The 25,963-nt window shown below is 62.1% G+C and carries 24 protein-coding genes and 1 tRNA gene; 21 read left to right on the forward strand and 4 right to left on the reverse strand.

The features are described 5' to 3' along the window. Positions 1-113 precede the first annotated feature (113 nt). Positions 114-198 (reverse strand) — tRNA-Leu (locus ACX80B_RS14245). A gap of 159 nt (positions 199-357) precedes the next feature. On the opposite strand from ACX80B_RS14245, the gene ACX80B_RS14250 reads away from it, so the two are divergent. Together ACX80B_RS14250 and ACX80B_RS14255 are read left to right on the forward strand one after the other, a co-directional pair. After that, positions 358-1,662: a M20/M25/M40 family metallo-hydrolase gene (locus tag ACX80B_RS14250; RefSeq protein WP_459297286.1), complete on the forward strand. Its 1,305-nt coding sequence runs from the start codon at positions 358-360 to the stop codon at positions 1,660-1,662. A 1-nt stretch (position 1,663) separates the two neighbouring features. Beyond that, on the forward strand, positions 1,664-2,824 hold the full coding sequence (locus tag ACX80B_RS14255; RefSeq protein ID WP_459297288.1) for an acyl-CoA dehydrogenase family protein: 1,161 nt from the start codon (positions 1,664-1,666) through the stop codon (positions 2,822-2,824). A gap of 33 nt (positions 2,825-2,857) precedes the next feature. Here the strand turns inward: ACX80B_RS14255 and ACX80B_RS14260 are convergent, their stop codons facing one another. Beyond that, the gene (locus ACX80B_RS14260) at positions 2,858-3,091 is read right to left on the reverse strand and encodes a DUF5703 family protein (protein ID WP_459297290.1); all 234 of its coding nucleotides are present in this window, start codon (positions 3,089-3,091) and stop codon (positions 2,858-2,860) included. A gap of 217 nt (positions 3,092-3,308) precedes the next feature. Here ACX80B_RS14260 and ACX80B_RS14265 point away from each other — a divergent pair, with 217 nt between their 5' ends. Continuing rightward, positions 3,309-3,590, forward strand: coding sequence for a hypothetical protein (locus ACX80B_RS14265; protein ID WP_459297292.1), 282 nt, complete (start codon positions 3,309-3,311; stop codon positions 3,588-3,590). Here the strand turns inward: ACX80B_RS14265 and ACX80B_RS14270 are convergent. After that, entirely contained in the window at positions 3,587-4,525 is a 939-nt protein-coding gene (locus ACX80B_RS14270) for an aldo/keto reductase (RefSeq protein WP_459297294.1), read from the reverse strand. The two genes, ACX80B_RS14265 and ACX80B_RS14270, sit on opposite strands and share 4 nt — an antisense overlap. Positions 4,526-4,618: 93 nt before the next feature. Between ACX80B_RS14270 and ACX80B_RS14275 the strand changes: the two genes are divergently transcribed. Together ACX80B_RS14275 and mshC are read left to right on the forward strand one after the other, a co-directional pair. Next, entirely contained in the window at positions 4,619-5,449 is an 831-nt protein-coding gene (locus ACX80B_RS14275; RefSeq protein ID WP_459297296.1) for an undecaprenyl-diphosphate phosphatase, read from the forward strand. Between the two features lie 90 nt (positions 5,450-5,539). Continuing rightward, the gene (gene mshC / locus ACX80B_RS14280; RefSeq protein ID WP_459297298.1) at positions 5,540-6,943 is read left to right on the forward strand and encodes a cysteine--1-D-myo-inosityl 2-amino-2-deoxy-alpha-D-glucopyranoside ligase; all 1,404 of its coding nucleotides are present in this window, start codon (positions 5,540-5,542) and stop codon (positions 6,941-6,943) included. A gap of 3 nt (positions 6,944-6,946) precedes the next feature. On the opposite strand, the gene ACX80B_RS14285 is transcribed toward mshC, so the two are convergent. Beyond that, positions 6,947-7,858, reverse strand: a complete 912-nt coding sequence (locus tag ACX80B_RS14285) for a proteasome assembly chaperone family protein (RefSeq protein WP_459297300.1) — start codon at positions 7,856-7,858, stop codon at positions 6,947-6,949. A 108-nt stretch (positions 7,859-7,966) separates the two neighbouring features. On the opposite strand from ACX80B_RS14285, the gene ACX80B_RS14290 reads away from it, so the two are divergent. From ACX80B_RS14290 to ACX80B_RS14365, 16 genes are all read left to right on the forward strand, one after another. Then, positions 7,967-8,701, forward strand: a complete 735-nt coding sequence (locus tag ACX80B_RS14290) for an HAD family hydrolase (protein ID WP_459297302.1) — start codon at positions 7,967-7,969, stop codon at positions 8,699-8,701. Beyond that, on the forward strand, positions 8,702-9,862 hold the full coding sequence (locus tag ACX80B_RS14295; protein ID WP_459297304.1) for a site-2 protease family protein: 1,161 nt from the start codon (positions 8,702-8,704) through the stop codon (positions 9,860-9,862). Between the two features lie 25 nt (positions 9,863-9,887). Then, the gene (locus tag ACX80B_RS14300) at positions 9,888-11,027 is read left to right on the forward strand and encodes a tRNA (adenine-N1)-methyltransferase (RefSeq protein ID WP_459297306.1); all 1,140 of its coding nucleotides are present in this window, start codon (positions 9,888-9,890) and stop codon (positions 11,025-11,027) included. A 122-nt stretch (positions 11,028-11,149) separates the two neighbouring features. Continuing rightward, positions 11,150-12,961 (forward strand): proteasome ATPase, encoded by a 1,812-nt coding sequence (gene arc / locus ACX80B_RS14305; RefSeq protein ID WP_459297308.1) that lies wholly within the window; start codon positions 11,150-11,152, stop codon positions 12,959-12,961. 27 nt (positions 12,962-12,988) lie between these two features. Then, positions 12,989-14,590: a depupylase/deamidase Dop gene (gene dop, locus ACX80B_RS14310; protein ID WP_459297594.1), complete on the forward strand. Its 1,602-nt coding sequence runs from the start codon at positions 12,989-12,991 to the stop codon at positions 14,588-14,590. Between the two features lie 52 nt (positions 14,591-14,642). Next, positions 14,643-14,849 (forward strand): ubiquitin-like protein Pup, encoded by a 207-nt coding sequence (locus ACX80B_RS14315; protein WP_026535369.1) that lies wholly within the window; start codon positions 14,643-14,645, stop codon positions 14,847-14,849. A gap of 4 nt (positions 14,850-14,853) precedes the next feature. Then, positions 14,854-15,675 carry a proteasome subunit beta gene (gene prcB, locus ACX80B_RS14320; RefSeq protein WP_459297596.1) on the forward strand — a complete coding sequence of 274 codons (822 nt, stop codon included), beginning with the start codon at positions 14,854-14,856 and terminating at the stop codon, positions 15,673-15,675. Positions 15,676-15,677: 2 nt separating this feature from the next. After that, positions 15,678-16,532, forward strand: a complete 855-nt coding sequence (gene prcA / locus ACX80B_RS14325) for a proteasome subunit alpha (protein ID WP_459297311.1) — start codon at positions 15,678-15,680, stop codon at positions 16,530-16,532. Further along, positions 16,533-17,894 carry a Pup--protein ligase gene (gene pafA, locus ACX80B_RS14330; protein WP_459297313.1) on the forward strand — a complete coding sequence of 454 codons (1,362 nt, stop codon included), beginning with the start codon at positions 16,533-16,535 and terminating at the stop codon, positions 17,892-17,894. It begins immediately after the preceding gene. A gap of 128 nt (positions 17,895-18,022) precedes the next feature. Beyond that, positions 18,023-18,931, forward strand: coding sequence for an FKBP-type peptidyl-prolyl cis-trans isomerase (locus tag ACX80B_RS14335; protein ID WP_459297315.1), 909 nt, complete (start codon positions 18,023-18,025; stop codon positions 18,929-18,931). A 48-nt stretch (positions 18,932-18,979) separates the two neighbouring features. Further along, a complete protein-coding gene (locus ACX80B_RS14340) occupies positions 18,980-19,375 on the forward strand; it encodes an FKBP-type peptidyl-prolyl cis-trans isomerase (RefSeq protein WP_459297317.1) in 396 nt (131 codons plus the stop codon). Positions 19,376-19,480: 105 nt separating this feature from the next. After that, positions 19,481-21,511: a helix-turn-helix transcriptional regulator gene (locus ACX80B_RS14345; RefSeq protein ID WP_459297319.1), complete on the forward strand. Its 2,031-nt coding sequence runs from the start codon at positions 19,481-19,483 to the stop codon at positions 21,509-21,511. 4 nt (positions 21,512-21,515) lie between these two features. After that, a complete protein-coding gene (locus ACX80B_RS14350) occupies positions 21,516-21,863 on the forward strand; it encodes a hypothetical protein (protein ID WP_459297321.1) in 348 nt (115 codons plus the stop codon). A gap of 40 nt (positions 21,864-21,903) precedes the next feature. Beyond that, a complete protein-coding gene (gene tatA, locus ACX80B_RS14355) occupies positions 21,904-22,191 on the forward strand; it encodes a Sec-independent protein translocase subunit TatA (protein WP_459297323.1) in 288 nt (95 codons plus the stop codon). Positions 22,192-22,196: 5 nt separating this feature from the next. Continuing rightward, the gene (gene tatC, locus ACX80B_RS14360) at positions 22,197-23,039 is read left to right on the forward strand and encodes a twin-arginine translocase subunit TatC (protein ID WP_459297325.1); all 843 of its coding nucleotides are present in this window, start codon (positions 22,197-22,199) and stop codon (positions 23,037-23,039) included. A gap of 87 nt (positions 23,040-23,126) precedes the next feature. Then, a complete protein-coding gene (locus ACX80B_RS14365; RefSeq protein ID WP_459297327.1) occupies positions 23,127-25,949 on the forward strand; it encodes a DEAD/DEAH box helicase in 2,823 nt (940 codons plus the stop codon). The last annotated feature ends 14 nt before the right edge of the window (positions 25,950-25,963 follow it).

Below are 25,963 nucleotides of genomic sequence, written 5' to 3' on the forward strand. Positions count from 1 at the left end.
AAAATCGACCCATCGAAGAACTACCAAAAAGCAATTTCCCGCCTGAACAGGTGACTCGTTAAAGACTAATGTCTCGGGACATCGTTCTACCGATGTCCCGAGACATTACATAGTGCGCGGAGGGGGACTTGAACCCCCACCCTCTATCCGAGGACTAGCACCTCAAGCTAGCGCGTCTGCCTATTCCGCCACCCGCGCAGGTGGTGTTTCGTGGGTTTGAAAACGACTTCAAACTCAAGAAAGCAGCGAGAAAAACCATACCATGAGCCACGCCGATGTCCTCAATCGGAAGAAGTGCGTACCGGAAACCTTCATGTGGATAGGGTGGTGGTATCTACGTCAAATGAGGAGTGAGTTGTGAGCACCATCAGCCCCGAGGATGAAGTCACCCGCATCTGCCAGGAACTTATCCGCATTGATACTTCCAATTTCGGAGACGGCTCGGGGCCGGGGGAGCGGGCGGCGGCCGAATACACAGCCGCGCTGATGGACGAAGTCGGTCTCCAGACTCAAATTCTGGAATCCGAGCCCGGCCGCGCTTCCGTAGTAGCACGGATGAGCGGAGAGGACCCGAACGCAGGCGCGCTCGTAGTCCATGGGCATCTCGACGTCGTTCCCGCCATGAAGGAGGATTGGTCGCGCGATCCCTTTGGCGGCGAGGAGGCGGACGGTCTGATTTGGGGACGCGGCGCCGTCGATATGAAGGACATGGACGCGATGATCCTGTCGGTGCTGCGGGACTTCGCACGCACCGGGCGGAAGCCGAAGCGCGACCTGATCTTTGCGTTCTTCGCCGACGAGGAAGCCGGCGGGAAGTACGGTGCTTCATGGCTGGTGGACAATCATCCCGAACTGTTCGAGGGCGCAACCGAGGCGATCTCCGAGGTGGGCGGTTTTTCGGCCCAAATCGGTGGTCAACGCGCCTACCTGTTGCAAACGGCAGAGAAGGGGATCTCCTGGCTCCGGCTCACCGCTCACGGCCGTGCAGGACACGGGTCGCAGATCAGTTCTGACAACGCAATCACCAAACTGGCCAGAGCCGTGGCCAGGGTGGGCGATTACCAGTGGCCGATTGAGCTGACGCCGACGACACGGCAGTTCCTGGACAGCGTCACGGAGATGACCGGCGTCGAATTCGACCCTGATAATCCAGAAAAGATCCTGGCGGAGCTGGGCACCGTGGCAAGATTCGTTGGCGCCACTCTGCAGAACACGTCCAATCCTTCGGTGTTGAAGGGCGGCTACAAACATAATGTCATTCCGGGCATGGCCGAAGCGCTCGTGGATGTCCGGACTCTGCCTGGCCAGGAGCAGCAGGTACTCGAAATCGTCAAAGAACTTGCCGGCGATGGCGTGGACGTCACCTATGATCACAAGGACGTCTCCCTGGAGGTGCCGTTCTCCGGAAACCTGGTGGACTCGATGGTCGACGCCCTGCATGCCGAGGATCCGGGAGCCAAGGTGCTTCCGTACACCCTCTCCGGCGGTACTGACAATAAGTCGCTAAGCAGGCTCGGCATTACTGGCTACGGCTTTGCGCCGTTGCAGCTTCCGCCTGAGCTCGATTTCACGGGGATGTTCCATGGGGTCGATGAGCGAGTCCCTGTGGAGTCCTTGAAATTCGGCACCCGTGTGCTGGGCCGGCTGCTGAGCAACTACTGAGATGAGTCTCGCCGTTGAAGAATTGCTGACGGAGGGCCTGCTGGAAACTCTGCGCGGCCGTGCCAGGGGGTACGACGAACGCAACGAGTTCTGCCACGAGGACCTAAACGATCTCGCCGCAGCCGGCTATCTGAAAATGTTCGTGCCGCTTGATGCTGGCGGGCTTGGGTTTGATCTCCAGAAAGTTGCAGCCGCCCAGCAGCGGCTTGCCTCGGCAGCTCCGGCAACCGCCCTGGCAGTAAACATGCACCTGGTCTGGACGGGTGTGGCCAGCTTGTTGGAGGCCCGCGGCGACAGGTCTTTGCACTACGTCCTCACGGAGGCGGCCGAGGGGGAGGTCTTCGCGTTCGGAATATCGGAGGCTGCCAACGATTCCGTGCTGTTTGATTCGAATACGGTGGCAGAGCCCACGGGCAATGGCGGCTACCGGTACACCGGAACCAAGATCTTCACCAGCCTGTCTCCGGTGTGGACAAGGCTGGGCGTTTTCGGCAAAGACTCGACAGGTCCGGAGGACCAGCTGGTCTACGGTTTCGTGGACCGGACGTCGCAGGGTTACAGCATCAAGGATGACTGGAACACGCTGGGGATGCGGGCCAGCCAGTCCAATTCGACGGTCCTCGACGGCGTTGAAGTGCCAGCGGCGCGGATCTTCCGGAAACTTCCGGTAGGCCCAAACCCGGATCCGCTGATATTCGCCATTTTCGCAACGTTCGAGACTCTGCTTGCGGCCGTCTACTCCGGGATCGGCAGCCGGGCGGTCGACCTTGCCGTGGAAGCAGCGCACGGCCGGGCCTCTGCAAAGCACGGTGGTCGGAGCTATGCGCAGGATCCGGATATCCGCTGGAAGGTGGCCGATGCCGTTATGGCCATGGACGGAATCAACCCACAACTCGCACAGACCGCCAAGGACGTGGACGATCTGATTGATCATGGGCCCTACTGGTTCCCCAAACTTGTGGGACTCAAGGTGCGGGCCACCGAGACGGCGCGAAACGTCGTCGACACTGCCATCCGGGTATCAGGCGGCCGGGGATACTTCCGCGGCAGCGAACTGGAGCGGCTCTACCGGGATGTTCTGGCGGGGATGTATCACCCCTCGAACGATGAATCCGCTCACGCAACCGTGGCGAACGCTTGGCTGGGGCCGCTGGAGGACTGACAATTGGCCGGACTGGACTAACGCGGGGACTGGCTATGCCGTCCGGGCCACGCGTAGGATTTTCCGGCGGAGCCAGTACCTGCGGGCGCCGCCAAAATAGATCACGCTGCGTTCCAGTTCCCACTTGCCGTATTCGGCGTGCTCATTCAGTCGCCGTCGTGCCTCAGGCAGCGACTCAACGGGGCTGACTGTTAGGACCAGATATTCGAACTGGCGGGCGTAGTCGCGTTCCCGTTTCGATGAACTCTTTTGAATTTGTTCTCTCACGGTCCTCCAAGTCCCGGCAGGGTGCCCGTTGCTCGACGTCCTGGACTTCGGACTTTACTCAAGATCCGAGCCTAGTGCATCCGATCCGGATTTGAACGGAAGGGTGCCCATTCAACTAGTGGAATGAACCGGCGTTTTTCTGCCAGCGAAGGAAAAGAGCCAACTAAGTTCTTCCTGCCCCCTCCTTTTTCGCCGAATAACCGATAACGTCTACTACATGAGCATTGATCCGCGTGTCGCGCTCCAGTCTTTGACGTCGGCTCTGGAAGAGCATTTGGCGGCAGCCACGAGCCGCCGTGGTGATGCTGATCCGTCAGTGGAATCAGCGTATCTCGCCATTGCCGATGCGTTCGAGGCCTACGAGGAAGCGCTTTACGACGCTTATAACGAAGTGACTCCGCTAGTCATCTACGACGACGATGACGAGGACGAAGATGACGACGGGATGGACGACGACGACCTCGGTGAAGAAGACGATCTCGAGGTCGTGCGCAACTAATCCGCCAGTGCGGAAACCTCGTCGAGCACCTCGGCAATCTGGGCTGGAACAGCACTGAAGTTACCCGAAACGGCTTCCTTCAACTGGGCGGGGGTCCGGGCGCCAACAATGGCAGCCGAGAGCGCCGGCTGTTGCAGGAGCCAGCCGAGGGCTAATTCCAGAGGCTGGCGGTCGAGCCCGCGGGCGGCCGTAATCAGCGCTTCTGTGATTCGTTCCGGCCTGCCGGAAAGGTACGGTTCGACGTAAGCCGCCAGACGGTCGCTGGCGCCGCGCGAATCGGCCGGGATATTCCCGCGGTACTTTCCGGTCAATACGCCACGACCCAGCGGAGACCAGGCAAGGACGCCTATCCCCAGGGCCTTTGCGGCGGGAAGGATCTCCCGTTCGGCGGAGCGCTGGATCAGGGAGTACTCCACCTGGTTCGCGATAAGGGGGACGGGGGAGATCGATGCGGCCCGGGCAAGTTGCCAGCCTGAGTAGTTGGACACTCCTGCGTAGCGGGTCCGGCCGGTTGATACTGCCAGCTCCAGGGCGCCCAGCGTTTCCTCCAGTGGGACATGCTCATCCCAAGTATGTGCGAGCCAGAGATCGAGGTGATCCGTCCCCAGCCTCGCCAATGTGCCGTCCAGCGCGTCAAGCATTGCGCGGCGTGAGGTATCAACGGTGCGTTTGCCGTTGCGCCGGGAGATTCCGGCCTTGGAAACGATAACTAGGTCCTGCCGTGCCACCAGGTCGCCGAGCATGGCACCGAGGATGGCTTCACTGCTGCCGTCCGAATAGCCGGCGGCTGTGTCGACGAGGCTGCCCCCGGCGTCGATAAAACTGCGCAGAGACTCGGCGGCGGCCTCCTCATCAGTCTCGTGCCCCCAGGACATGGTTCCCATCCCGAGTTCGGAGACCTGCAATCCACTCGAGCCCAAGTATCGTTGCTGCATAGAAGTAAGCCTAACGGTGTTTCCAGTCACTTCCGGCACAGTTGAGCGCGGTCCTTGTCCGAATCATGCCGGACATTGCTTTAGGGTCTTTATGTGACATGGATTGAAGTAGTCATTCTTGGACTGGTACAAGGACTGACGGAATTCCTGCCGATTTCGTCCAGCGCACATCTGCGCGTGGTCGGCGAGTTCCTGCCTGGCGGCGAGGACCCTGGGGCGGCATTCACCGCGATCACCCAGCTGGGCACAGAGACCGCCGTCGTCGTCTATTTCTGGCGCGACATCGTCCGCATCATCAAGTCCTGGTTCGGGTCGTTGCGCGGCACGGTTCCGCGCAACGACCCTGATGCACGCATGGGTTGGCTCGTCATTATCGGCAGCCTGCCAATCGGCATTCTGGGACTCGTCTTCCATGACGCAATCGAAACCACGCTGCGCGGTATGTGGCTGACAGCGACCATGCTCATCGTCTTTGGTGTCTTCCTGGCTATCGCCGACAAGACCGCCAAGCAGCAGCGGGAGCTGACGCACTTGACCTACAAGCACGGAATTCTTTACGGGCTGGCCCAGGCGATGGCACTGATTCCCGGTGTCTCCCGGTCCGGTGGCACCATCACCGCGGGTCTGCTGATGGGCTACACCCGCGAGGCCGCCGCGCGGTATGCCTTCCTGCTTGCCATTCCAGCGGTCTTCGCCAGCGGCCTGTTTGAGCTGGTGCGGAACTTCGACGAGCAGGGCCCCTACGACCTGGGACAAACGGCGCTGGCCACCGTCGTCGCATTCGTTGTGGGATTTGTCATCATCGGGTGGTTCCTCAGGTTCATTTCCACCCGCAGTTACATGGTTTTTGTCTGGTACCGGATAGCCTTGGGAGTGCTCATCTACCTGCTGCTCGGTTTCAATATCATCGGCGTCAACGCGTAATCCGGCAGCCCGTACATGGTGCCCGTAACAAGGCACGACGGCGGCACTTACAGTTAGAGCCCGCGGCGGCGAAGCATTAGGGTTGGGGCTGTGATCTCTTGGAATTCGTTGCCGCTGCCTGCCCTGCCCGGACAATCTGGAGCCGTCAGGCTCCATGACACGGTGGCCGGGACAGTGGTTCCGCTGGAGACCGAAACGGATGCGAGTCTCTATGTCTGCGGCATCACCCCTTACGATGCGACGCACATGGGCCACGCGGCTACCTACGTCGCCTTCGACCTGCTGAACCGCCTCTGGCGGGATGCTGGCCTGCGCGTTCAATACGTCCAGAACGTCACGGATATCGATGATCCACTGCTCGAGCGTGCAACACAGCTCGGCATTGACTGGCGGGACCTGGCCGAGGAGCAGACGGACCTGTTCCGTGCCGATATGACGGCGTTGAATGTGCTGGCTCCCGACCATTTCGTCGGAGCGGTTGAATCCATTGAATGGCTCGTCCCGGCCGTCGAATCCTTATTGGAAAGGGGCCTGGCATACCGGGTTGCCGGTGCCAATGGGGAACCCGACGGCGATGTCTACTTCTCCGTGGACGCTGCCGGTGCTGAGCCGGGCAATGCCTCCGCGGCCTGGTGGCTCGGGCAGATTTCGGGACTCGGGGAGCAGGAAATGCTGCCGCTCTTCGCCGAGCGTGGCGGCGACCCTGAGCGTCCGGGTAAGAAGAACGCGCTGGATCCATTGCTGTGGCGGGTCGTCCGGCCGGGTGAACCGGAATGGGACGGCGCCTCGCTGGGTTCCGGCCGGCCAGGCTGGCACATCGAATGTACGGTTATTTCCCAGCGTTTCCTGCCCGCGCCCTTCACCGTCCAGGGCGGCGGTTCGGATCTGATCTTCCCGCACCACGAGATGGGCGCAGGCCACGCTTACGCGCTGAGCCATGTGCCGATGGCCAGCCATTATTCGCATACCGGGATGGTGGGTCTCGAAGGCGGGAAAATGAGCAAGTCCAAGGGCAACCTGGTGCTCGTCTCCAGCCTGCGCAACTCCGGCGTCGAACCGGCGGCCATCCGGCTGGCGATCCTGGCCAACCATTACCGGACTGACTGGTTCTGGACCGATGCCATGCTGCATGAGGCGCAGGAGCGCTTGCACCGGTGGCGGGACGCCATCGGCATTGGAACCACGGACGACGATGGCGCCGTCGAGTTGGTTGACAAGCTGCGCCAGGTTCTTGCCGATGACCTGGATGCTCCCGCCGCGGTGGCTGCAGTCGATGCATGGACCAACGGGGTTCTGTCCGCGGAGGACCAGCCGGGACAATCACGTAAAGCTTCAATCGGGGCGCTGTCCGGTGAATCTGCGTCCGCGGCCGGCCAGCAGGATCCTCCGGCTGAATCGCTGGATGTTTCAGGACCGGTACAGGCTCCCGTCTCGGGGCCAGGGGCCGACCTGGTCCGTAATGCGGTGGACGCGCTGCTGGGCGTGCGGCTCTAGCCGCTATTCTTTCCGGCGCTTTTTCAGATAACGCTCGAACTCCCGGGCAATTGATTCGCCGGAGGCCTCGGGAAGGTCCACGGTGTCTTTCGCCTCTTCGAGTTGCTTAACGTACTCGGCGATCTCCGGATCTTCGGTGGCCAATTCATCGACCCCACGCTCCCACGCTTCGGCATCCTCGGAGATTTCGTCTGTCTCCAATGAAACCTGGAGCAGTTCCTCGAGCCGGTTCAACAGTGCCAACGTGGCCTTCGGCGACGGCGACTGCGCAACATAATGCGGCACCGCGGCCCACACCGAGAGGGTGGGCAGGCTGGCGAGATGCGCCAGCTCCGAAAGCACGCCAACAATGCCAATCGGACCTTCATAATGCGAGGCCTCGATGCCGAGACGTTCCTGCAGATCCTCGTCCTCGCTGGTGGCAGTCACCGGAATGGGCCGGGTGTGCGGCACATCGGCCAGCAGTGCCCCCACCAGGATCAGGTAGTCCACATTCATCTCGGTGGCATGCGCGAGCAGTTCAGCTGTATAGGCGCGCCATTTATAGGACGGTTCAACCCCGTGGACAAAAACGACGTCGATACTTGTGCCCGGGATCGAGGCCTTCGTCAGGCTGGTGGCCGGCCACTTGATCTTCTTGACGCCGCCGCTCCGGTGCAGCATCGGCCGGGTGAACTGGAAATCGTAGTATTCATCCGGGTCCAGGCTCGCGGCCTTGTTGGCATCCCAGAGGTTATGCAGGTGTTTGAGGGCGTCGCTGGCGGCGTCACCGGCATCGTTCCAGCCTTCGAAAGCTGCGAGCATGACGGTGACCCGGCCGTCCGACTCCGGATCGCCGGACTGATCCGACTCCTTTGGCGCACCGCTGAAAAGTCCCGGATTCCCGGGTGCCGGTCCGTCCTGATAACTACTCACAGTTACACCCTACGGTGGCGGAGGCGCCGATGTCAGACCCGGCCGCCGACATCTTCGCGCTGAGCATAGTGGAAGAGGGCGGTCCGGAAGCCACCGTAGACTTGAACCATGCATTCCTCCTCCACCACCCAAGCCGAAGCCACAGTCCGCAACGGGCAGACTTTGCAGGCCGTGCTGTGGGATATGGACGGAACCCTGGTCGATACCGAACCGTACTGGATCCAGGGCGAAATGGAACTCGTCGCACACCATGGCGGCAGCTGGAGCGAGGAACAGGCTGAAGCCCTGGTGGGTCAATCACTCACTTTTTCCAGCCGGATTCTCCAAAATGCGGGCGTCGACCTGTCCTCACGGCAGATCATCGACCATCTGATCGGGCATGTGGTCCGGTCGGTGCAGCGGGAGATTCCATGGCGTCCGGGGGCACGTGAGTTGCTGGCTGAGCTGCGTGCCGCGGACATTCCGTGCGCACTGGTAACGATGTCGGAGAAGCCGCTTGCCGAGGAGATCCGCCGCCAGCTTCCCGATGGGACTTTCGATTTCCTGATGACGGGCGACATGGTCGGCAAGGGAAAACCGGACCCGGAGCCCTACCGGCGTGCCCTGGAACTGCTGCAGGAATCCAACCCGGCTGCCGGCGTCGACAATGTTGTGGCGCTGGAGGATTCGCTGCCGGGGGTTACTTCCGCCCAGTCTGCAGGACTGATCACGGTGGGTATACCTCACTTCATCCCCTTGCCCGAGGACGATGGACGCATCCATTGGGAAACACTGCAGGGCCGCTCGGTGGCCGATCTGCGGTCATTGGTCCAGCGGCGTTCAACGATCGTGCAGGTTCAGTAGATGAGCGAAGAACACACGAAGGGGATGCCCCGGGAGGGCATCCTGCTGGGACGCGTTGGCGGCATTCCCATCATCCTGGCCTATTCGTGGTTCATCATTGCCGCGTTCATCGTGTTCGTCTTCGGTCAGCAGATACGTGTCCCCGGGCCAGGCTGGGTGGCGTACGTGGTCGCCTTTGGCTACGCGCTGCTCTTGCTGATCTCCGTGCTCGTGCATGAGCTGGCGCACGCTTTATCGGCGCGGGCCTACAAATGGCCCACGGCCAAGATCGTCCTGAATCTTTGGGGTGGCCACACCCAATTCGAGAATTTCAGCGCTTCGCCCGGAAAGTCCCTGGTGGTGGCCATGGCGGGCCCGGCGGCCAACTTTGCGCTCGCCGGCATCGGCGTACTCGTGGCACCGCTGGCCGAGGGAAACCCGATCGCTTCGCTGCTGACGAATATCTTTGTCGTGGCGAATTTCCTGGTGGCGGTATTCAACGTCCTGCCTGGGCTTCCGCTGGACGGTGGCCGCATTGTGGAGTCCGCCGTCTGGAAGGCCACCGGCAGCCAGGAGAAGGGTACCGTTGCCGCGGGCTGGGCCGGCCGCGTTATCGCCGTCCTGCTGGTCGGCGCGGTGATTGTGTATCCGCTCAGCCTCGGGGGAGACCCCGAATTCGAAGTCGTACTGATCACTGTGCTGGTTGCAGGTTTCCTGTGGCTTGGCGCCAGCGGGGCCATCAACAATGCCCGCATGCGGCTGCGGCTTCCCGATATCAGCGCCGGCCGGCTGGCGGTCCCCGCCGTCGGCCTGGCCGCTTCGTCGTCGACGGCGCAGGTGCGGGCAACACTGGGGACACGGGAGGCCGGCAGCGCCGCCGTCGTACTGGTGGGAACCAATGGCAGGCCGGAAGCCGTTGTCGACGAGACGGCGCTGAGCTCGGTGCCGGCGGGGATGGCGGCGAATACGCCGGCCAGCGCGGTGGCACGGGCGCTGGCTCCGGGCGCGTATGTACCCGCTTGGGCAGAGGGACAGGAACTGGTTCAATACCTGGCGAAACTCGCCGGCAGCGAGTATGCCGTGATCGACCGGCGCGGGCAGGTCACCGGTCTGCTGCATCAAGCTACGGTAGTAGCGGCGATCACCGGAAAGCAGCGGCGCCGGTTTGAATCAGAGAACTGAACCAACCCCAACAGAGGATGTGTCAATGAACAGCGGTTCCGAGCAGAAGGCCGCCCGGCTTGAACAGACCGGAAGCGAAGTGGCCTCCGGTGCTGGGCAGAAGCATTCCGGCCAGAGCGCCGGAACAGGTGGACCGCACGGCGCGGAACAGCGGCGTGGTCCTTTCCGCGCCGGCGAGCGCGTCCAGCTCACGGACCAGAAAGGCCGCCGGAACACCATAACGCTCAGCGACGGCGGGACGTTTCATACGCATCGTGGCTTCCTCAACCATGACGAGCTGATCGGCCGCCCGGAAGGCTCCGTGGTCGCCAACACGACCGGACACGAGTACCAGGCCCTGCGCCCGCTGCTCTCGGACTTCGTGCTGTCCATGCCCCGCGGCGCGGCTGTCATCTATCCCAAGGATGCGGGACAGATTATTACGATGGCGGATATTTTCCCCGGTGCCCGGGTGGTCGAGGCGGGGGTCGGCTCAGGTGCCCTGAGTATTTCGCTGCTGCGGGCCGTGGGGGATCACGGATTCCTGCACTCCTTCGAACGGCGCGAGGAGTTCGCCGATATTGCCCGCGGAAATGTGGAAACGATCTTCGGCGGACCGCACCCGGCGTGGAAAATCACCCTTGGTGATCTCGAAGAGCAACTGGGCGAAAGCGAGCAGCCGGGAACCGTGGACCGGGTGGTCCTGGACATGCTGGCTCCCTGGGAATGCCTCGATGCGGTGGCCACCGCACTTGCCCCCGGCGGCGTACTGATCAATTATGTCGCGACTGTTACACAGTTGTCCCGCACCGCCGAGGCCATCCGTGCAGACGGCCGGTTTACCGAGCCGGACGGTTTTGAGTCGATGGTCCGCGGTTGGCATTTGGAAGGACTTGCGGTGCGTCCGGACCACCGGATGGTGGCGCACACAGGATTCCTGCTGATAACCCGCCGATTGGCCGATGGCGTGACGCCGCTGGCCCAAAAGCGCCGCAGTTCCAAGACCGGCTTCAGCCAGGAAGACTTGAACGCCTGGACACCTCAGGCTGTCGGTGAACGGCCGGTATCGGACCGGAAACTGCGCCGCGCCGCACGGGATGCGGCGCCGAAATCACAGGATCAGCTTTCACCGGCAAGGGAGTCCGACACGGCTGCAGATGACGGAACGGGAACAAAGGATTCATAGCTGGGCGTTTTAACTTCACGGTCAGTGAAAATGACAGCTTGGCCGACTAGGGTCTAAGGGAGAGGCCAGTTCCGGTCTCCGGCTGACCCGCGGAGTAGAAGCGCAGGAAGTAGGCGAGGCAGATGAGTCATCCGTCCGACGCAGATTCTAACCAGAGCCAACCGGTATCCCAGCAGGGCGGTTCCGACCAGTCCGCGGCGCAGCGGAGCGGGTACGCCCCGGATCCAGCGGTGACCCAGCGGCAGCTAAACGTGTTGCGTGACAAGCTGCGCCATGTCGACAAGCAACTGGCCGCGGCGACACAGCACAATGCCCGGTTGACCGGCATGCTGGAAGCGGCAAAGACCGAGATCCTCAAGCTGAAGGCGGCCCTCGAGCAGGAAGGTGCTGCCCCCTACAGCTTCGGAACCATCGTCCAGATCAACCCGGCGGTGCCCGCGCGCAAGGGCGGTTCCGCGCCGGATGCCACCGGCGTTGGCGCCGTCACGCAGGAAAGTGTCGACATTTTCAACTCCGGACGAAAGGTCCGCGTTACCGTCAGCCCGTTGCTGGATTTCAAATCCCTGGCGGTGGGCCAGGAGGTTCTGCTCAATGAGTCCCTCACCGTCATCGCCGGGTTGGGATATGAGCGTACCGGCGAGCTGGTGACGCTCAAAGAACTTCTCGGCAAGGACCGGGCCCTGGTCGTGGGCCGGTCCGACGAGGAACGCGTGCTTAGGCTTTCAGCCCCGCTGCAGAGCGAAAAACTCCGCGTTGGCGACGCCCTCTCCATTGACGCCCGCACCGGGTACGCGCTGGAGAAAATTCCGCGCAGCGAGGTGGAGAATCTCGTGCTGGAGGAGGTACCGGATATCTCCTATGAGGACATTGGAGGACTCGGACCGCAGATCGAACAGATCCGTGACGCCGTCGAACTGCCATTCCTGCATCCGGATCTGTACCGCGAGCACGGGCTGAAGGCGCCAAAGGGAATTCTGCTCTATGGGCCCCCGGGCTGTGGCAAGACGCTGATCGCCAAGGCCGTTGCCAGCTCATTGGCGGCGAAAGCCGCCGAGCGCAGCGGGCAAAAGGAATCACCCAGCTACTTCCTGAACATTAAGGGACCCGAGCTGCTGGACAAGTACGTCGGCGAGACGGAGCGCCACATCAGGCTGATCTTCGCGAGGGCACGGGAGAAGGCATCCGACGGAAGCCCCGTCGTCGTTTTCTTCGATGAAATGGATTCGCTGTTCCGCACCCGCGGCACCGGCATATCCTCCGACGTCGAAACCACCATCGTGCCGCAGCTGCTCAGCGAGATCGATGGGGTCGAGCGGCTGGACAATGTGATCGTGATTGGCGCGTCCAACCGCGAGGACATGATCGACCCGGCCATCCTGCGGCCGGGACGGCTTGATGTGAAAATCAAGATCCAGCGTCCGGATGCTGAGGGTGCAAGCGAGATTTTCGCGAAGTACATCACCACCGATATACCGCTGCATGAGCATGATCTGGCCGAGCACGACGGCGACGCCGAAGCCACCGTTGAGGCGATGATCCAGCGGACGGTCGAGTCGATGTACGCGACGGACAAGTCCAATGAGTATCTGGAAGTCACCTACGCAAATGGTGACACGGAGATGCTGTACTTCAAGGATTTCAACTCCGGTGCAGTCATCCAGAATGTGGTGGACCGGGCCAAGAAGAACGCCATCAAGGATCTGCTGACCACCGAGCAGCGTGGCTTGCGGATCGAACACCTGCTCACTGCTGTGACGGATGAATTCCGCGAGCACGAGGATCTGCCGAATACAACCAATCCCGACGACTGGGCGAGGATTTCCGGCAAGAAGGGGGAACGGATTACGTATATCCGCACGATCATCCAGGGCAAGGCCGGGCAGGAGCCAGGCAAGACTATCGAGACTACTGCCAACACCGGGCAGTATCTCTAGGGGGAATTCGTGACCGTTCGCCGGGTGATGGGCACCGAAACTGAATACGGGATCCTCGCTCCCGCTCTGCCGGGCGCCAACTCAACCGTGCTCTCCACACAGATCATCAACTCGTATGCTTCCTTGCGCAACGCCAGTGAAGGCCGGTCGAGCGGTACCCGCTGGGATTACTCGGACGAAGCTCCGCTGACCGATGCACGGGGATGGGAGCTGTCCAGGCAGGATGCCGACCCGTCACAGTTGACCGATGGCGGTGATGTGCTCGACGCCGAAGGGGTTGCACTGGCGGGCGGCCGGTTGTCTGAGAACGGCCTCTACACAGACGGCCCGCTCAGTACCGGCGTCCTGATGAACATGGTGCTCAGCAACGGGGCCCGGCTCTACGTGGACCACGCCCATCCCGAGTACTCCAGTCCTGAGGTGACCAACCCCAAGGACGCAGTCATCTGGGATAAGGCGGGCGACGCCGTCGTGCTGGCTGCCCTGCGGAAAGTGGCCAGGACGCCCGGGCTGGCAGCGATCAATCTGTACAAGAACAACACCGACAATAAGAGCGTTTCCTACGGGTCACACGAGAATTACCTGATGCCGCGGGAGGTTCCGTTCAACCGGATCACGGCCGGCCTGATCCCGTTCTTCGTGTCCCGCCAGGTCATCTGCGGCGCCGGCAGGGTCGGAAAGGGCCAGGACGGTTCAAAACCGGGTTTCCAAATCAGCCAACGCGCCGACTTCTTCGAGGCTGAGGTGGGCCTTGAGACCACGATCCGCCGCCCGATTATCAACACCAGGGACGAGCCGCATGCCACCGCGGACAAGTACCGGCGGCTGCACGTTATTATCGGGGACGCCAACCTGAGCGAGGTATCGACCTATCTGAAGCTCGGAACCGCATCACTCGTGCTCGATCTGATTGAGCACGGTGCCGCCCCTGTGCTGGAACTCGTGCAGCCGGTCCAGGCGCTGCAGGCCATCAGCCATGACCCGTCACTGCGCCGTACGGTGCAGCTCAAGGACGGCCGCAGCTTGAGTGGACTGGAGCTGCAGCGGATTTACTATGACGCCGCGGAGAAGCATTGCTGGCGCGACGGTGAACCGGACGCGGACACGGTCGAGATACTCGCGCGCTGGGGCGGACTCCTGGATGTTCTCGAGGATGATCCGATGAAGGCCGCGGCCCAGGTCGACTGGGTGGCGAAACTGAAACTGCTGGAAAGCTACCGCCAGCGCGATTCGCTTGAATGGAACGACGCCCGTCTGGGGCTCATCGACCTGCAGTACGCCGATGTACGGCCGGAGAAAGGTCTCTACCACCGGCTTGCCGCGCGCGGACAGATGGAGCGGCTGGTCACCGATGAGCAGATTGCCGCCGCAGTCTCGGAGCCGCCTCACGACACGCGCGCCTACTTCCGGGGCAAGTGCATAGACCATTTCGGCCGCGAGGTGGTGGGAGCCAGCTGGGACTCTGTCATCTTCGAATTACCCAATCGCCGCCGCCTGCAACGCATTCCAACCAGGGAACCGCTGCGTGGAACCCGCGAGCTGACCGGACGGCTTTTTGACACCAGCGCCACGGCAGAAGAGTTTATTGACCAACTACTCGGCACCGAGCCGTGGGGCGTGGCACGATAAGTACTAGCGGACCGTCGCAGTCCGCGGCGGTACCGGGATTGAGGAGAAGATCATGGCAGCGCAGGAACACAAGAACACCAGCCAGCGAGCCGATGAGGCAGAAGTCGTGGAGGAGGTTCCGCCCGCGCCGGGTCCGGCCTCGGATGAAGCTTCCGCGGCCACAGAGGGCACCGACGACCTGCTGGATGAGATTGACGGCGTGCTCGAAACCAATGCCGAGGAATTCGTGCGTGGTTTCGTGCAAAAGGGTGGTCAGTGACCCGATGAGCGACGCGCAGCGTTTCGACCGGATTGCATCGGCAGCGACCGTTTCCTTCAGTGACCATCTGAGCCGGCACAACCCTGAACTGCTGCCTTCGAGCCGGAGCATGAATGCCGCTGCCGGCTCGTCCTCGCCACAGGTCCCGCACGCGACCACTATCGTAGCCATGACGTTCGCCGGCGGCGTCGTGATGGCAGGTGACAGGCGCGCGACGATGGGGAACCTCATTGCCAGCCGCCACATCGAAAAGGTCTTTCCTGCGGATCAGTTCTCCGTACTGGGCATTGCCGGGACAGCGGGTATTGCGATCGACATCACCCGTTTGTTCCAGGTTGAACTGGAGCATTACGAGAAGATCGAGGGCACGCTGCTGAGCCTGGACGGAAAATCGAACCGTCTCGCCGCCATGATCCGTGCCAACCTCCCACTCGCCATGCAGGGGTTGTCGGTGGTCCCGCTCTTCGCCGGCTACGACACCGAGCGGAGGGAAGGACGCCTGTTCTCCTACGACGTGACAGGCGGCCGCTACGAGGAACAGGAGCACCACAGCGTCGGATCCGGGTCCGCTTTCGCCCGGGGGGCGTTGAAGAAACTCTGGAAGCCGAATCTGGAGGAGGCCGCCGCCGTCTCCGTTGCCGTGGAGGCACTGTACGACGCCGCCGACGACGATTCCGCCACCGGGGGACCGGATATGGTCCGGCAATTGTGGCCTGTCGTCTACATCGTTAACAACACCGGAAACCGCAAGGTCAGCGACCGCGAACTCGCGTCGGCCGCCGAGGCCATTATCGCCGAACGTTCCGTCGCCGGACGGGAGGCCTGACCATGACGCAACAGTTCTACGTCTCGCCCGAGCAGATGATGAAGGACCGGGCGGATTTCGCCCGCAAGGGTATCGCGCGGGGCCGGTCCGTCGTCGTCATCAGTTGCCGCGAGGGCATCGCGCTCGTGGCCGAAAATCCATCGCCGTCACTGCGGAAAACCGGCGAGATCTACGACCGGATTGCCTTCGCCGCGGTCGGCAAGTACAACGAGTTCGAGAGTCTGCGGCAGGCCGGCGTGCGGTACGCTGATGTCCGCGGCTACTCCTATGACCGCGAGGACGTCACAGCCAGAGGTCTGGCCAGCGTCTACGCCCAAAGCCTCGGAGCGGTATTTACCGCCGAATCCAAACCGTTCGAGGTTGAACTGGCAGTTGCCGAGGTAGCAGGCGAAGCAGGCAAGGACCACCTTTACCGGCTGACATTCGACGGTTCGATCGCCGACGAGAACGGCTTCATCGCCATGGGCGGCCAGGCCGAACGGGTCAGGGAGGTCCTTGGCGGCCGGTGGGATCCATCCGTGGGGTTCCCTGAAGCGATCAGGCTCGCTGTCGAAGCGCTCAACGTTGATGGCAGCCAGCCGGCCGAGGGTACGTCCGGCCATCCGCAGGCGCCGGGGCGCAACGGGCGGATGGACAACAACCATCGCGAAGACAGCCAATCCGCCGGCGCGCCGGCGGACAAGTCCTCCGGTAACAGGCAGCCAACAACGGGCGGAGTCCACCTGCTTGCGGCCGGCCTGCTGGAGATAGCAGTCCTGGACCGTGAACCTCTTTCGGAACGTGGCACGCGGCGGGCCTTCCGCCGCCTGGATGACGCCGAGGTCGAACAGATCCTCGCGGGTGAGGCGGGCAGCTGAGTGGACCGGCGCATATTCGGAATTGAGACCGAATTCGGAATCTCGTACTCGGGGCCTAACGCCCGGCCGCTTTCGCCGGAGGAAGTGGCGCGCTATTTGTTCAGGAAGGTGGTCAGCTGGGGACGTTCATCCAACGTGTTCCTGACCAACGGCTCACGCCTGTACCTCGACGTCGGATCACACCCTGAATACGCCACTGCTGAATGTGACGACCTTGCGCAGCTGATTGCCCAGGACCGCGCCGGAGAGCTGATTCTGGACGACCTGGTGGACGAAGCGCAGGCGCGGCTGCTGAATGAGGGATTCAACGGCACCGTCTACCTGTTCAAAAACAATACTGACTCGGCCGGCAATTCCTATGGCAGCCACGAGAACTATCTGATTCCACGGAAGGGCGAATTCACCCGGCTGTCCGAAATCCTGATTCCCTTCCTGGTGACCCGCCAGATCCTGGTTGGAGCGGGGAAGGTGCTCAAGACCCCGCAGGGAGCCCTGTATGCCTTCTCCCAGCGGGCCGACCATATCTGGGAGGGCGTCTCATCCGCGACAACCCGGTCCCGCCCCATTATCAATACCAGGGACGAGCCGCACGCGGACGCGGAACACTACCGGCGCCTCCACGTTATTGCCGGCGACTCGAACATGTCCGAAACCACGACCTTGCTCAAGCTGGGCTCGGTGGATCTGATCCTGAGGATGATTGAGGCCGGCGTCATCATGCGTGATATGCGGCTGGAGAACCCGATCCGGAGTATTCGGGAGATTTCGCACGATCTCACCGGCCGGCATCCGGTGCGGCTGGCAAATGGACGCCAGCTCTCGGCCTTGCAGATCCAGCGCGAATACCTGGAGAAGGCGATCTCATTCGTAGCCGCTAACGGCGAGCATACGCCGCATGTGAAACGGGTCCTTGATCTGTGGAAGCGGACTCTCGACGCGATCGAGTCGCAGGACCTGTCGGGAATCGACAAGGAAATTGACTGGGCGATCAAGAAGAAGCTGCTCGACCGGTACAGCGAGCGTCACGGGACGGACCTCGACTCGGCACGGATGGCTCAGCTGGACTTGACGTACCACGACATTTCCCGCCGTCGTGGACTGTTCTTTTTGCTGCAGTCGCGCGGGGGAGCGGCGCGGGTGGTGGACGATATCGCGGTCAAGGCCGCGGTTGAAACTCCACCGCAAACAACCCGTGCCAAACTGCGGGGAGACTTCGTGCGCCGGGCTCAGGAAACCGGCCGGGACTTCACCGTCGACTGGGTCCACCTCAAGCTCAACGACCGGTCACAGCAGACAGTGCTGTGCAAAGACCCCTTCAAGAGTGTCGATGAGAGAGTCGAAGCGCTGCTCCGGAACATGTAGCGGGGCAGCCGGAAAAATAGGTGGAGAAATTTCGGGGCTTCAGCCGTTAAGCTGGGAGAGGCCTGTCAATCTACCGGATGGGCCCGATGCGGCTGCGGCCGTCCCTCCCGACGACGAAAGTATTACCTGTGCGCAAAATTCTTGCCCCCCTCCTGGCAGCTGCCTTGCTGCTGACCGCCTGTGGTGGTTCCGAGGAAGAAGCAAAGCCGCTGGATTCCCTCGAGGTTTCGGCCACCGAAGAGGGGAAGGCGCCAAAAGTTGAATTTGATACGCCCCTTAAAATTTCAAAGCAGATCATCAAGAAACTGAGCGATGGCGATGGCGCTGAGATCGAACCCGGGCAGACATTGTCACTGCGGATGAGCTCCTTCAATGCGAAGGATGGCTCGACTCTCGTGGAAACCTACACCGCCGCGGCCGGCGACGATCTGTCTCTGGACGACCAGATGAAGAACGGTAATCCGAAACTGTACAAGGCCCTGGAGGAGTCGAAGGTGGGCTCGCAGTTCGCCTTTGCCGTGCCGGGAGTCAAGGGTTCAGAAGCCGCCCAGGCGCAGCCCGCGCAGCTGCTGGTGTTCACAGTTGAGAGCGCCGAGGACGTCGTGCCGCCGCTTGACAAGGTCGAGGGCGAAGCTGTGGAACCGGCTGAAGGCCTGCCCACCGTCAAGGTCAATGATGAAGGCGTTCCGGAGATCACCATTGATGATTCCGCCGAGAAGCCCGGAGAACTCGTGGCGCAGACGCTGATTAAGGGTGACGGCCCCGTCGTTACGGAATCCGATACTGTCACCGCGCACTATGTTGGTGTTCAGTGGAGCAACGGCAAGAAATTCGACTCCAGTTGGGATCGGGGACAGCCCTCCGACTTCCCACTGACCGGAGTAATCAAGGGATGGACACAGGGTCTAACGGGCAAGACTGTCGGCTCGCGGGTCCTGCTGGTGATTCCGCCGGAACTCGGTTACGGCGAAAATCCGGCCTCCGGCCAGCCCGGTGGGACGCTCGTCTTCGTCGTCGACATTCTCGGTGTCAGCTAGCGGCACCGGCTGCAAGGCATTATTAACTCAAGCGATCAAGGAGCACTCATGTCATTTGGACAGCGGCAGTACGACCGTCAAAAGCCTGAAATCGACTTCCCGGAGCACGAAGTCCCGACCGAACTGGTCATGAAAGATGTGATTGAGGGCGACGGCCCCGAGGCAAAGCCCGGAGACACCGTATCTGCGCACTACGTCGGCGTTGCATTTTCCACCGGCGAGGAGTTCGACGCCTCCTGGAACCGCGGCGCCCCGCTGGACTTCAAGGTCGGCGCCGGTCAGGTAATCCAGGGGTGGGACCAGGGAATCCTGGGCATGAAGGTCGGCGGACGCCGCCGGCTGGAAGTCCCCGCAGCGATGGCTTACGGCGACCGAGGCGCCGGCTCGGTCATCGCCCCCGGCGAAGCGCTGATCTTCGTCGTGGACCTGATGGGGGTCCGCTGACCGGCACGGCAGAGAATCGTTGAGGGGCGCGGCGCCCGCTGGATTTCCCAGCCGGAGCCGCGCCCTTTCTCGCCCCTGGGTGCCCGCGGTAGTAACGTAACTGGCGTGTCTGCACCTCGCACCGAACGCTTACTGAACCTGATTATCGCCTTGCTCGATACGCGCTCCGGGCGCAGCAAGGAGTTTTTGCGCCGGAACATTCCGCAATACAAAGACGTCGCCAGCACCGAGGCCTTCGAGCGTACCTTTGAACGAGACAAGGCGGATCTGCGGGATCTGGGAATCCCTATCACCTCCTCCGGCAGTGACGCGTATTTCGAAGATGACAAGGCGAGCACCGTCTACCGCATCCCCAAAGACGCCTACAGCCTTCCGCCCGTGAGGTTTACGACCGAAGAAGCGGCCGTACTCTCGCTTGCCTCCCGCTTGTGGCAGCAGGCATCCCTGGGGTCAGCGGCTGCCCGGGCAGTGCGGAAGCTGCAGGCCAGGGGAGTCTTACCCGAAACGGATTCCCTTGTAGGTATCGAACCCCGGATCCGTACGGCTGAGCCCGTCTTCGATGACGTTTTCAAGGCGGTGACTCTGCACCGGCAGATCGAATTTGATTACCTGGCCGCCAGCACGCAGCAGCAACAACGACGGCGTGTGCAGCCGTGGGGTATCGGCGAAAAATACGGGCACTGGTATTTGGTCGGCTTCGACCTTGACCGGGTGGCGGAACGCACTTTCAGGTTGTCCCGGATGGTGTCGGACGTGACGATCAGTGAGACCGGCTTCGACCGTCCCAAGGATTTCGATGTAACGGCTTCGCTGGCTCGGCTGGACAATCTGCAGACACCGGAAACAGCCGTTCTTCGGGTACGGGCCGAAACGGCGCAGTCGCTGCGTCTCCGGGGCGACGTCCCGCCGTCAGGAGTCGACGGATGGGATGAGATCAGCTTCGATTACGCGGACACCGAAGTGATGGCGGACGACATCGCATCATACGGTCCCCATGTGCAGGTCCTCGCACCGGCGCAGCTGCGGGACGCCGTCGTACGCCGGTTCCGTGGAGTGGCGCAGGCCGCTGAAGAACCCGTGCCGGCGGTGTCCTTCAACGAACCTGGTCAGGCTCCCCGCACCAAGACGACCTCCATCGACCGGCTGCAACGCCTGCTGGACATGGTCCCGTATTTGTTGGAGACGCCGGGGGCTGAACTTTCGGCAACGGCGGCGAATTTCGGAATCAGCGAAAAGCAGTTGGTCAAGGATTTGGAATTGCTCTTTGTCTGCGGCCTGCCCGGGCACGGCCCGGAGGATCTCATCGATGCGACCTGGGAGGACGGCGTGATAGATCTCCGCAATGCCGACGAACTGTCGGATCCGGTGCATTTCAGCGTGGAGGAGGCCTGCGCCCTGATCGTGGGACTGGAGACACTTTCCACCGTTCCTGTCGCCGCCTCCGGAGCCGCCCTTGAATCGGCTTTGGCCAAGATCACCGCTGCGGCGGGGGAGTCCGGAAATCTACGGGCAGTGGTAAAGGCCGATATTTCCCCGCGGACCAGCACGGAAACCATGGAGGTCATCCGCAGAGCCGTTGATGAGCGCCGGAGGCTGCGGATCAAATATGTGGTTCCGCACCGGGATGAACTGACCGAACGGTCCATCGACGCAATCCGGTTGTTCTCCGCCGATGACCGCTGGTACGTGGAGGCGTGGTGCCTCGAGGCGGAGGCCATGCGCAACTTCCGGCTGGACCGGATCCGTTCCATTGAAGAAACCGGAAGCCCGTCGGCGGAGCACACCGCCGCCGGTTCAAGCTTTCCCAGCAACTTGTTCACGCCAGGCGAGGACGACGTCGAAATCACCGTCCTGCTGAACCGGCGGGCGCGGTGGGTGGCGGACCAATACAACGCCGAACGGACAGCCACCCTGCCGGATGGAAGGGGTGCCGCCCGGTTTCGGGTTGGAAGCACTTCCTGGTTGCCGCAATTGACCGCCCGCACCGGCGGTGACGTGCGTGTAATTGATCCTCCCGACGTCGCGGCCCAGTGCCTCGAATGGGCCCGGGCCGCGCTGCAGCAGTATGTGGACGGAGCGGCAGCTGTACAGAGGGAAACCGGGTCGCCGGAGACAGGCCGCTTTTCGATAGACTGAATATATGTCGTGGTGGTTCTGGATTCTTCTGTGGGTTGCACTGGTCGCAGTGGCTCTGCTGTTTTTCGCCATGCTCGGAATCAAGCTGTTCAGGTCATTCACCGCGTTGCTGCGGGAGCTGGAGGAAGCAGGCGACCGAATGGGCCGGCCGGGCGAAATCGAGCCCCTCGTGGCGGAAGAAGCGGGCATCGGCGGCGGCTACCCGCCGGGTTCGGGAATCTTCCTTGCGCCACGGCAAATGAAGGTGCAATATAAGGCATCAAAACTTCAGCGGCAGGAGCTCAGGCGCCAGCGTCGAATGGAGCGGAAACACCAGCGTGGCCAGCCCCAGGCACTGCGCGATCTGCGTTAGCCAATAACGTAGGATGTATTGAAACGAAAGGATGTTTCCCGTGGGAAAGCTCTTCGACAGCCCGTGGCCCATCATCATCATTATCATTGTGGCTCTGCTGCTTTTCGGTGCGCCCAAGCTTCCCGGGATGGCACGCAGCATTGGCCAGTCCCTTCGGATTTTCAAGTCCGAGGTCAAGCAGATGAAGGATGATGATCCGGAGTCTGGTACCGATTCAGAACCTGTTGAGGGCCGGGTCGTCAATCACACCAAGAATCCGCACCGGCCGGACCGCCGCGACGACGGTACGGCAGGCAGAACAGAACCACCCTCTGACCGTAGTTCTTAAGGATCATGGCACTGGCAATAGGCCGGGGACGTAAAGCCAATCCAGAAGGCCGGATGGCTCTCCGGGACCACCTGCGTGAATTCCGCAACCGGCTGATCAAGAGCGCCATCGCCCTTGTCCTCGGGGCGGTCGCCGGGTTCCTCCTCTATAACCCACTCTTCGGCCAGTTGATTGAGCCGATCATGAACGTGGCGGAAAAGGAAGACCGCTTCGCCAGCATCAACTTCGACGGCGTTGCCTCCTCCTTCGACCTGATGGTCCAGACGTCCCTGTTTCTCGGCCTGCTCGTTTCCAGCCCGGTCTGGCTGTATCAGATGTGGGCCTTCATCACCCCTGGCCTGAAAGAGAAGGAACGCAGGATTGCGCTCTCCTTCATGGCGGTGTCGGTGCCGTTGTTCGTCGGCGGCGTGTTCCTGGCCTGGCTGGTGTTGCCCAATGCCGTACGTGCCCTGCTGAGCTTTACGCCTGAAAGCGGCTCCAACGTCATCACCGCCCAGCTGTACCTGACGTTCGTCATGCGGCTGCTGCTGGCGTTCGGCATCGCGTTCCTGCTGCCGGTGGTCCTGTTCGGCCTGAACCTGATCGGCGTGCTGAGCGGCCGCCAGATCCTCAAGTCCTGGCGGATTACTATCCTGCTGGTGTGTGTTCTGGGTGCCATGGCGGCGCCCGGACCGGACATCATGAGCATGTTCTACCTCGTCGTACCGCTGCTGTTCTTCTTTTTCCTTGCCACAGGTCTCTGTCTGCTCAATGACAAACGCCGGCGCCGGAAGGCTGCCAAGCGTGAGGCGGAGACCGAGGCGACGGCCGACGTCGCCACGTCCCCGGACGACTTGAAGAACCTGTAAGCGTCCGCGTGGCCCCCACGCTGGCGCCGTCACGCTACCCCAAGCACAAAACGCGTGCTTGGGGCGCCTCGCGCTAGGCTTGGGCATATGTCTTCGCCATCGGAGCGGTACCGCGCCGCAGCACTCAGGCAGGCTGAGTCAAAGACCCGGCTGCACCAATTCCGCAACACCCTCGAATTCGACCTGGACCAGTTCCAAATAGATGCCTGCAGCGCATTGGAAGCGGAACGTGGAGTACTGGTTGCGGCTCCAACCGGGGCCGGCAAAACCGTCGTCGGCGAATTCGCCATCTACATGGCTCTCAAGCGGGGGCTGAAAGCGTTCTACACCACGCCCATAAAGGCCCTGAGCAACCAGAAGTACTCCGAGCTCGTCGACGTGTATGGGACCAGCAGGGTGGGTTTGCTGACCGGTGACACGAATATCAATTCGGAAGCCGACGTCGTCGTCATGACCACCGAGGTGCTCCGTAATATGCTCTACGCCGGCTCATCCACGCTGACGGATCTGGCCTATGTGGTGATGGATGAAGTCCACTATCTTGCCGACCGCTTCCGGGGAGCCGTCTGGGAGGAAGTCATCATCCATCTACCGGCCGAGGTGCAGCTCATTTCGCTCAGCGCGACGGTGTCCAACGCCGAGGAGTTCGGGGCATGGCTCGACACCGTCCGCGGTGATACGGCAGTGGTCGTGACAGAACACCGTCCGGTACCGCTCTGGCAGCACGTGATGGTCGGAAATGACATCCTGGACCTCTTTGCTGCGGATGTATCATTCGACGAAATGGCCCCCGAGCTGGAGACCGGTGCGGCGCTGAAGGAGTACGAAGTAAACCCGGAGCTGCTGTCGCTGGCCAATGCCGAGACCAGAGTCACGCACCGCGGCCGGGGCTATGCCCAGCGTGGCCGTGGCCGGAACCGGCGTATCGAGCAGGAACGCCGCCCATTGCAGACCCGCACCCGCCGGGCATCCCGGCCGCAAGTGATAAAACGCCTGGACCGGGACGGGCTGCTGCCCGCCATTACCTTCATATTTTCCCGCGCGGGCTGCGATGCCGCCGTCCAGCAGTGCGTCGATTCGGGACTGTGGCTGACCGAGGAACCGGAACGGCGGGAGATCCTGCAACGGGTGGATGAGGCCAGCCAGGACATTCCCGAAGACGACCTGGAGGTCCTCGGATTCCGTACCTGGCGGGAGGGCCTGGTCCGGGGCTTCGCCGCACACCACGCGGGCATGCTGCCCACGTTCAAGGAAGTCGTCGAGAAACTGTTCGCGGACGGTCTGGTCAAGGCTGTCTTCGCGACCGAGACGCTGGCCCTGGGGGTCAATATGCCGGCCCGCTCCGTTGTCCTCGAAAAACTGGACAAATTCAACGGCGAGGCGCACGTCAACATTACGGCCGGTGAATACACCCAGCTCACGGGGCGTGCCGGGCGCAGGGGTATCGACGTCGAGGGTCACGCCGTCGTGCTGTGGCAGCCGGGAACGGATCCGACGGCGGTGGCCGGGCTGGCGTCGCGGCGGACCTATCCGCTTAACTCGAGTTTCCGACCCACCTACAACATGAGCATCAACCTGATTGCGCAGTTCGGGCGGACCAGGGCGCGGGAAATCCTCGAGTCCTCATTCGCTCAGTTCCAGGCGGACCGTTCAGTGGTGGGGATCGCCAAGCAGGTCCGCAGCCGGGAGGAATCGCTGGCGGGCTATGAGAAATCGATGCAGTGTCATTTGGGCGACTTCACGGAGTACTCGGGACTGCGGCGGGAACTGTCCGACCTCGAGAACCAGGCAACCAAGACCAAATCGCGCCAGCGGAAATCCGCTGCCACAGATTCGCTGGAGCGGCTGCGGCCCGGAGACGTGATCGATATTCCTGCCGGCCGTAATCCCGGCTACGCTGTGGTGTTATCGCCCGATCACGGCAGCCGCGAACCGCGGCCGACCATCTTGACCTCCGAGAAGCACCTGCGCAGGGTCGGTGCGCAGGACCTTAACGGTCCGTTGGAGGCGGTATCGCGGATTAAGATCCCAAAGTCCTTCAATGCCCGGGTGCCGAAAGACCGGCGCGATTTGGCTTCCTCCATGCGCAATGCTCTGCGCGAGTCCCGGCCGCCGCGGCAGGAGCGGAGCGACGGATTCGAATTCAGTGGAACGGCGGCTCAGGAGAAGAAAATAGCTGAACTGCGGGCCAAGCTTAGGGCTCATCCCTGCCACGGCTGCAATGAACGTGAGGACCACGCAAGATGGGCTGAGCGCTGGTGGAAGCTGCGCCGCGACACGGACGGCCTGATCCGGCAGATTCAGGGCAGGACCAACACCATCGCCAAGACTTTCGACCGGGTAAGCGAGGTGCTGGCCCAGTATCACTATGTCCATCCGGCCGGAGAGGACCTCGTCCTCAGCGAGGAGGGCCAGCGGCTTCGCCGGATCTACGGCGAAAAGGACCTGTTGATATCGCTCAGCATTTCCGAGGGCGCCTTTGACGATCTTGATGCTGCTGAACTCGCCGCTTTCATCACCATCCTCGTCTATCAGGCCAAGCGTGAAGAGCAGGGCGTTCGACCGAGGATGCCGAGCGTGTCGTTGGAGACCGGGGTCGACATTGTTGTCCGCCAGTGGTCGGAACTGACAGATGTGGAAGAGGCGCACAAACTTCCCGTGACCGGTGAACCCGAGCTGGGCCTGGTCTGGCCCATGTACAAATGGGCCCGCGGCAAGCACCTGCAGCTGGCCTTGTCGGGGACCGAATTGGCTGCCGGTGATTTTGTCCGCTGGGCAAAGCAGGTCATCGATCTGCTGGACCAGCTGGCCAAGGTCGAACCGCTGCCGCCGGGCCTCCGCGGACGGTGCATCGAGGCCATCGGTCTCGTCCGCAGGGGAGTCGTTGCGTACTCTGCCGTTGCGGCGTGAGACGCTGTTGCCCG

The sequence above is a fragment of the Arthrobacter monumenti genome, assembly GCF_054511255.1.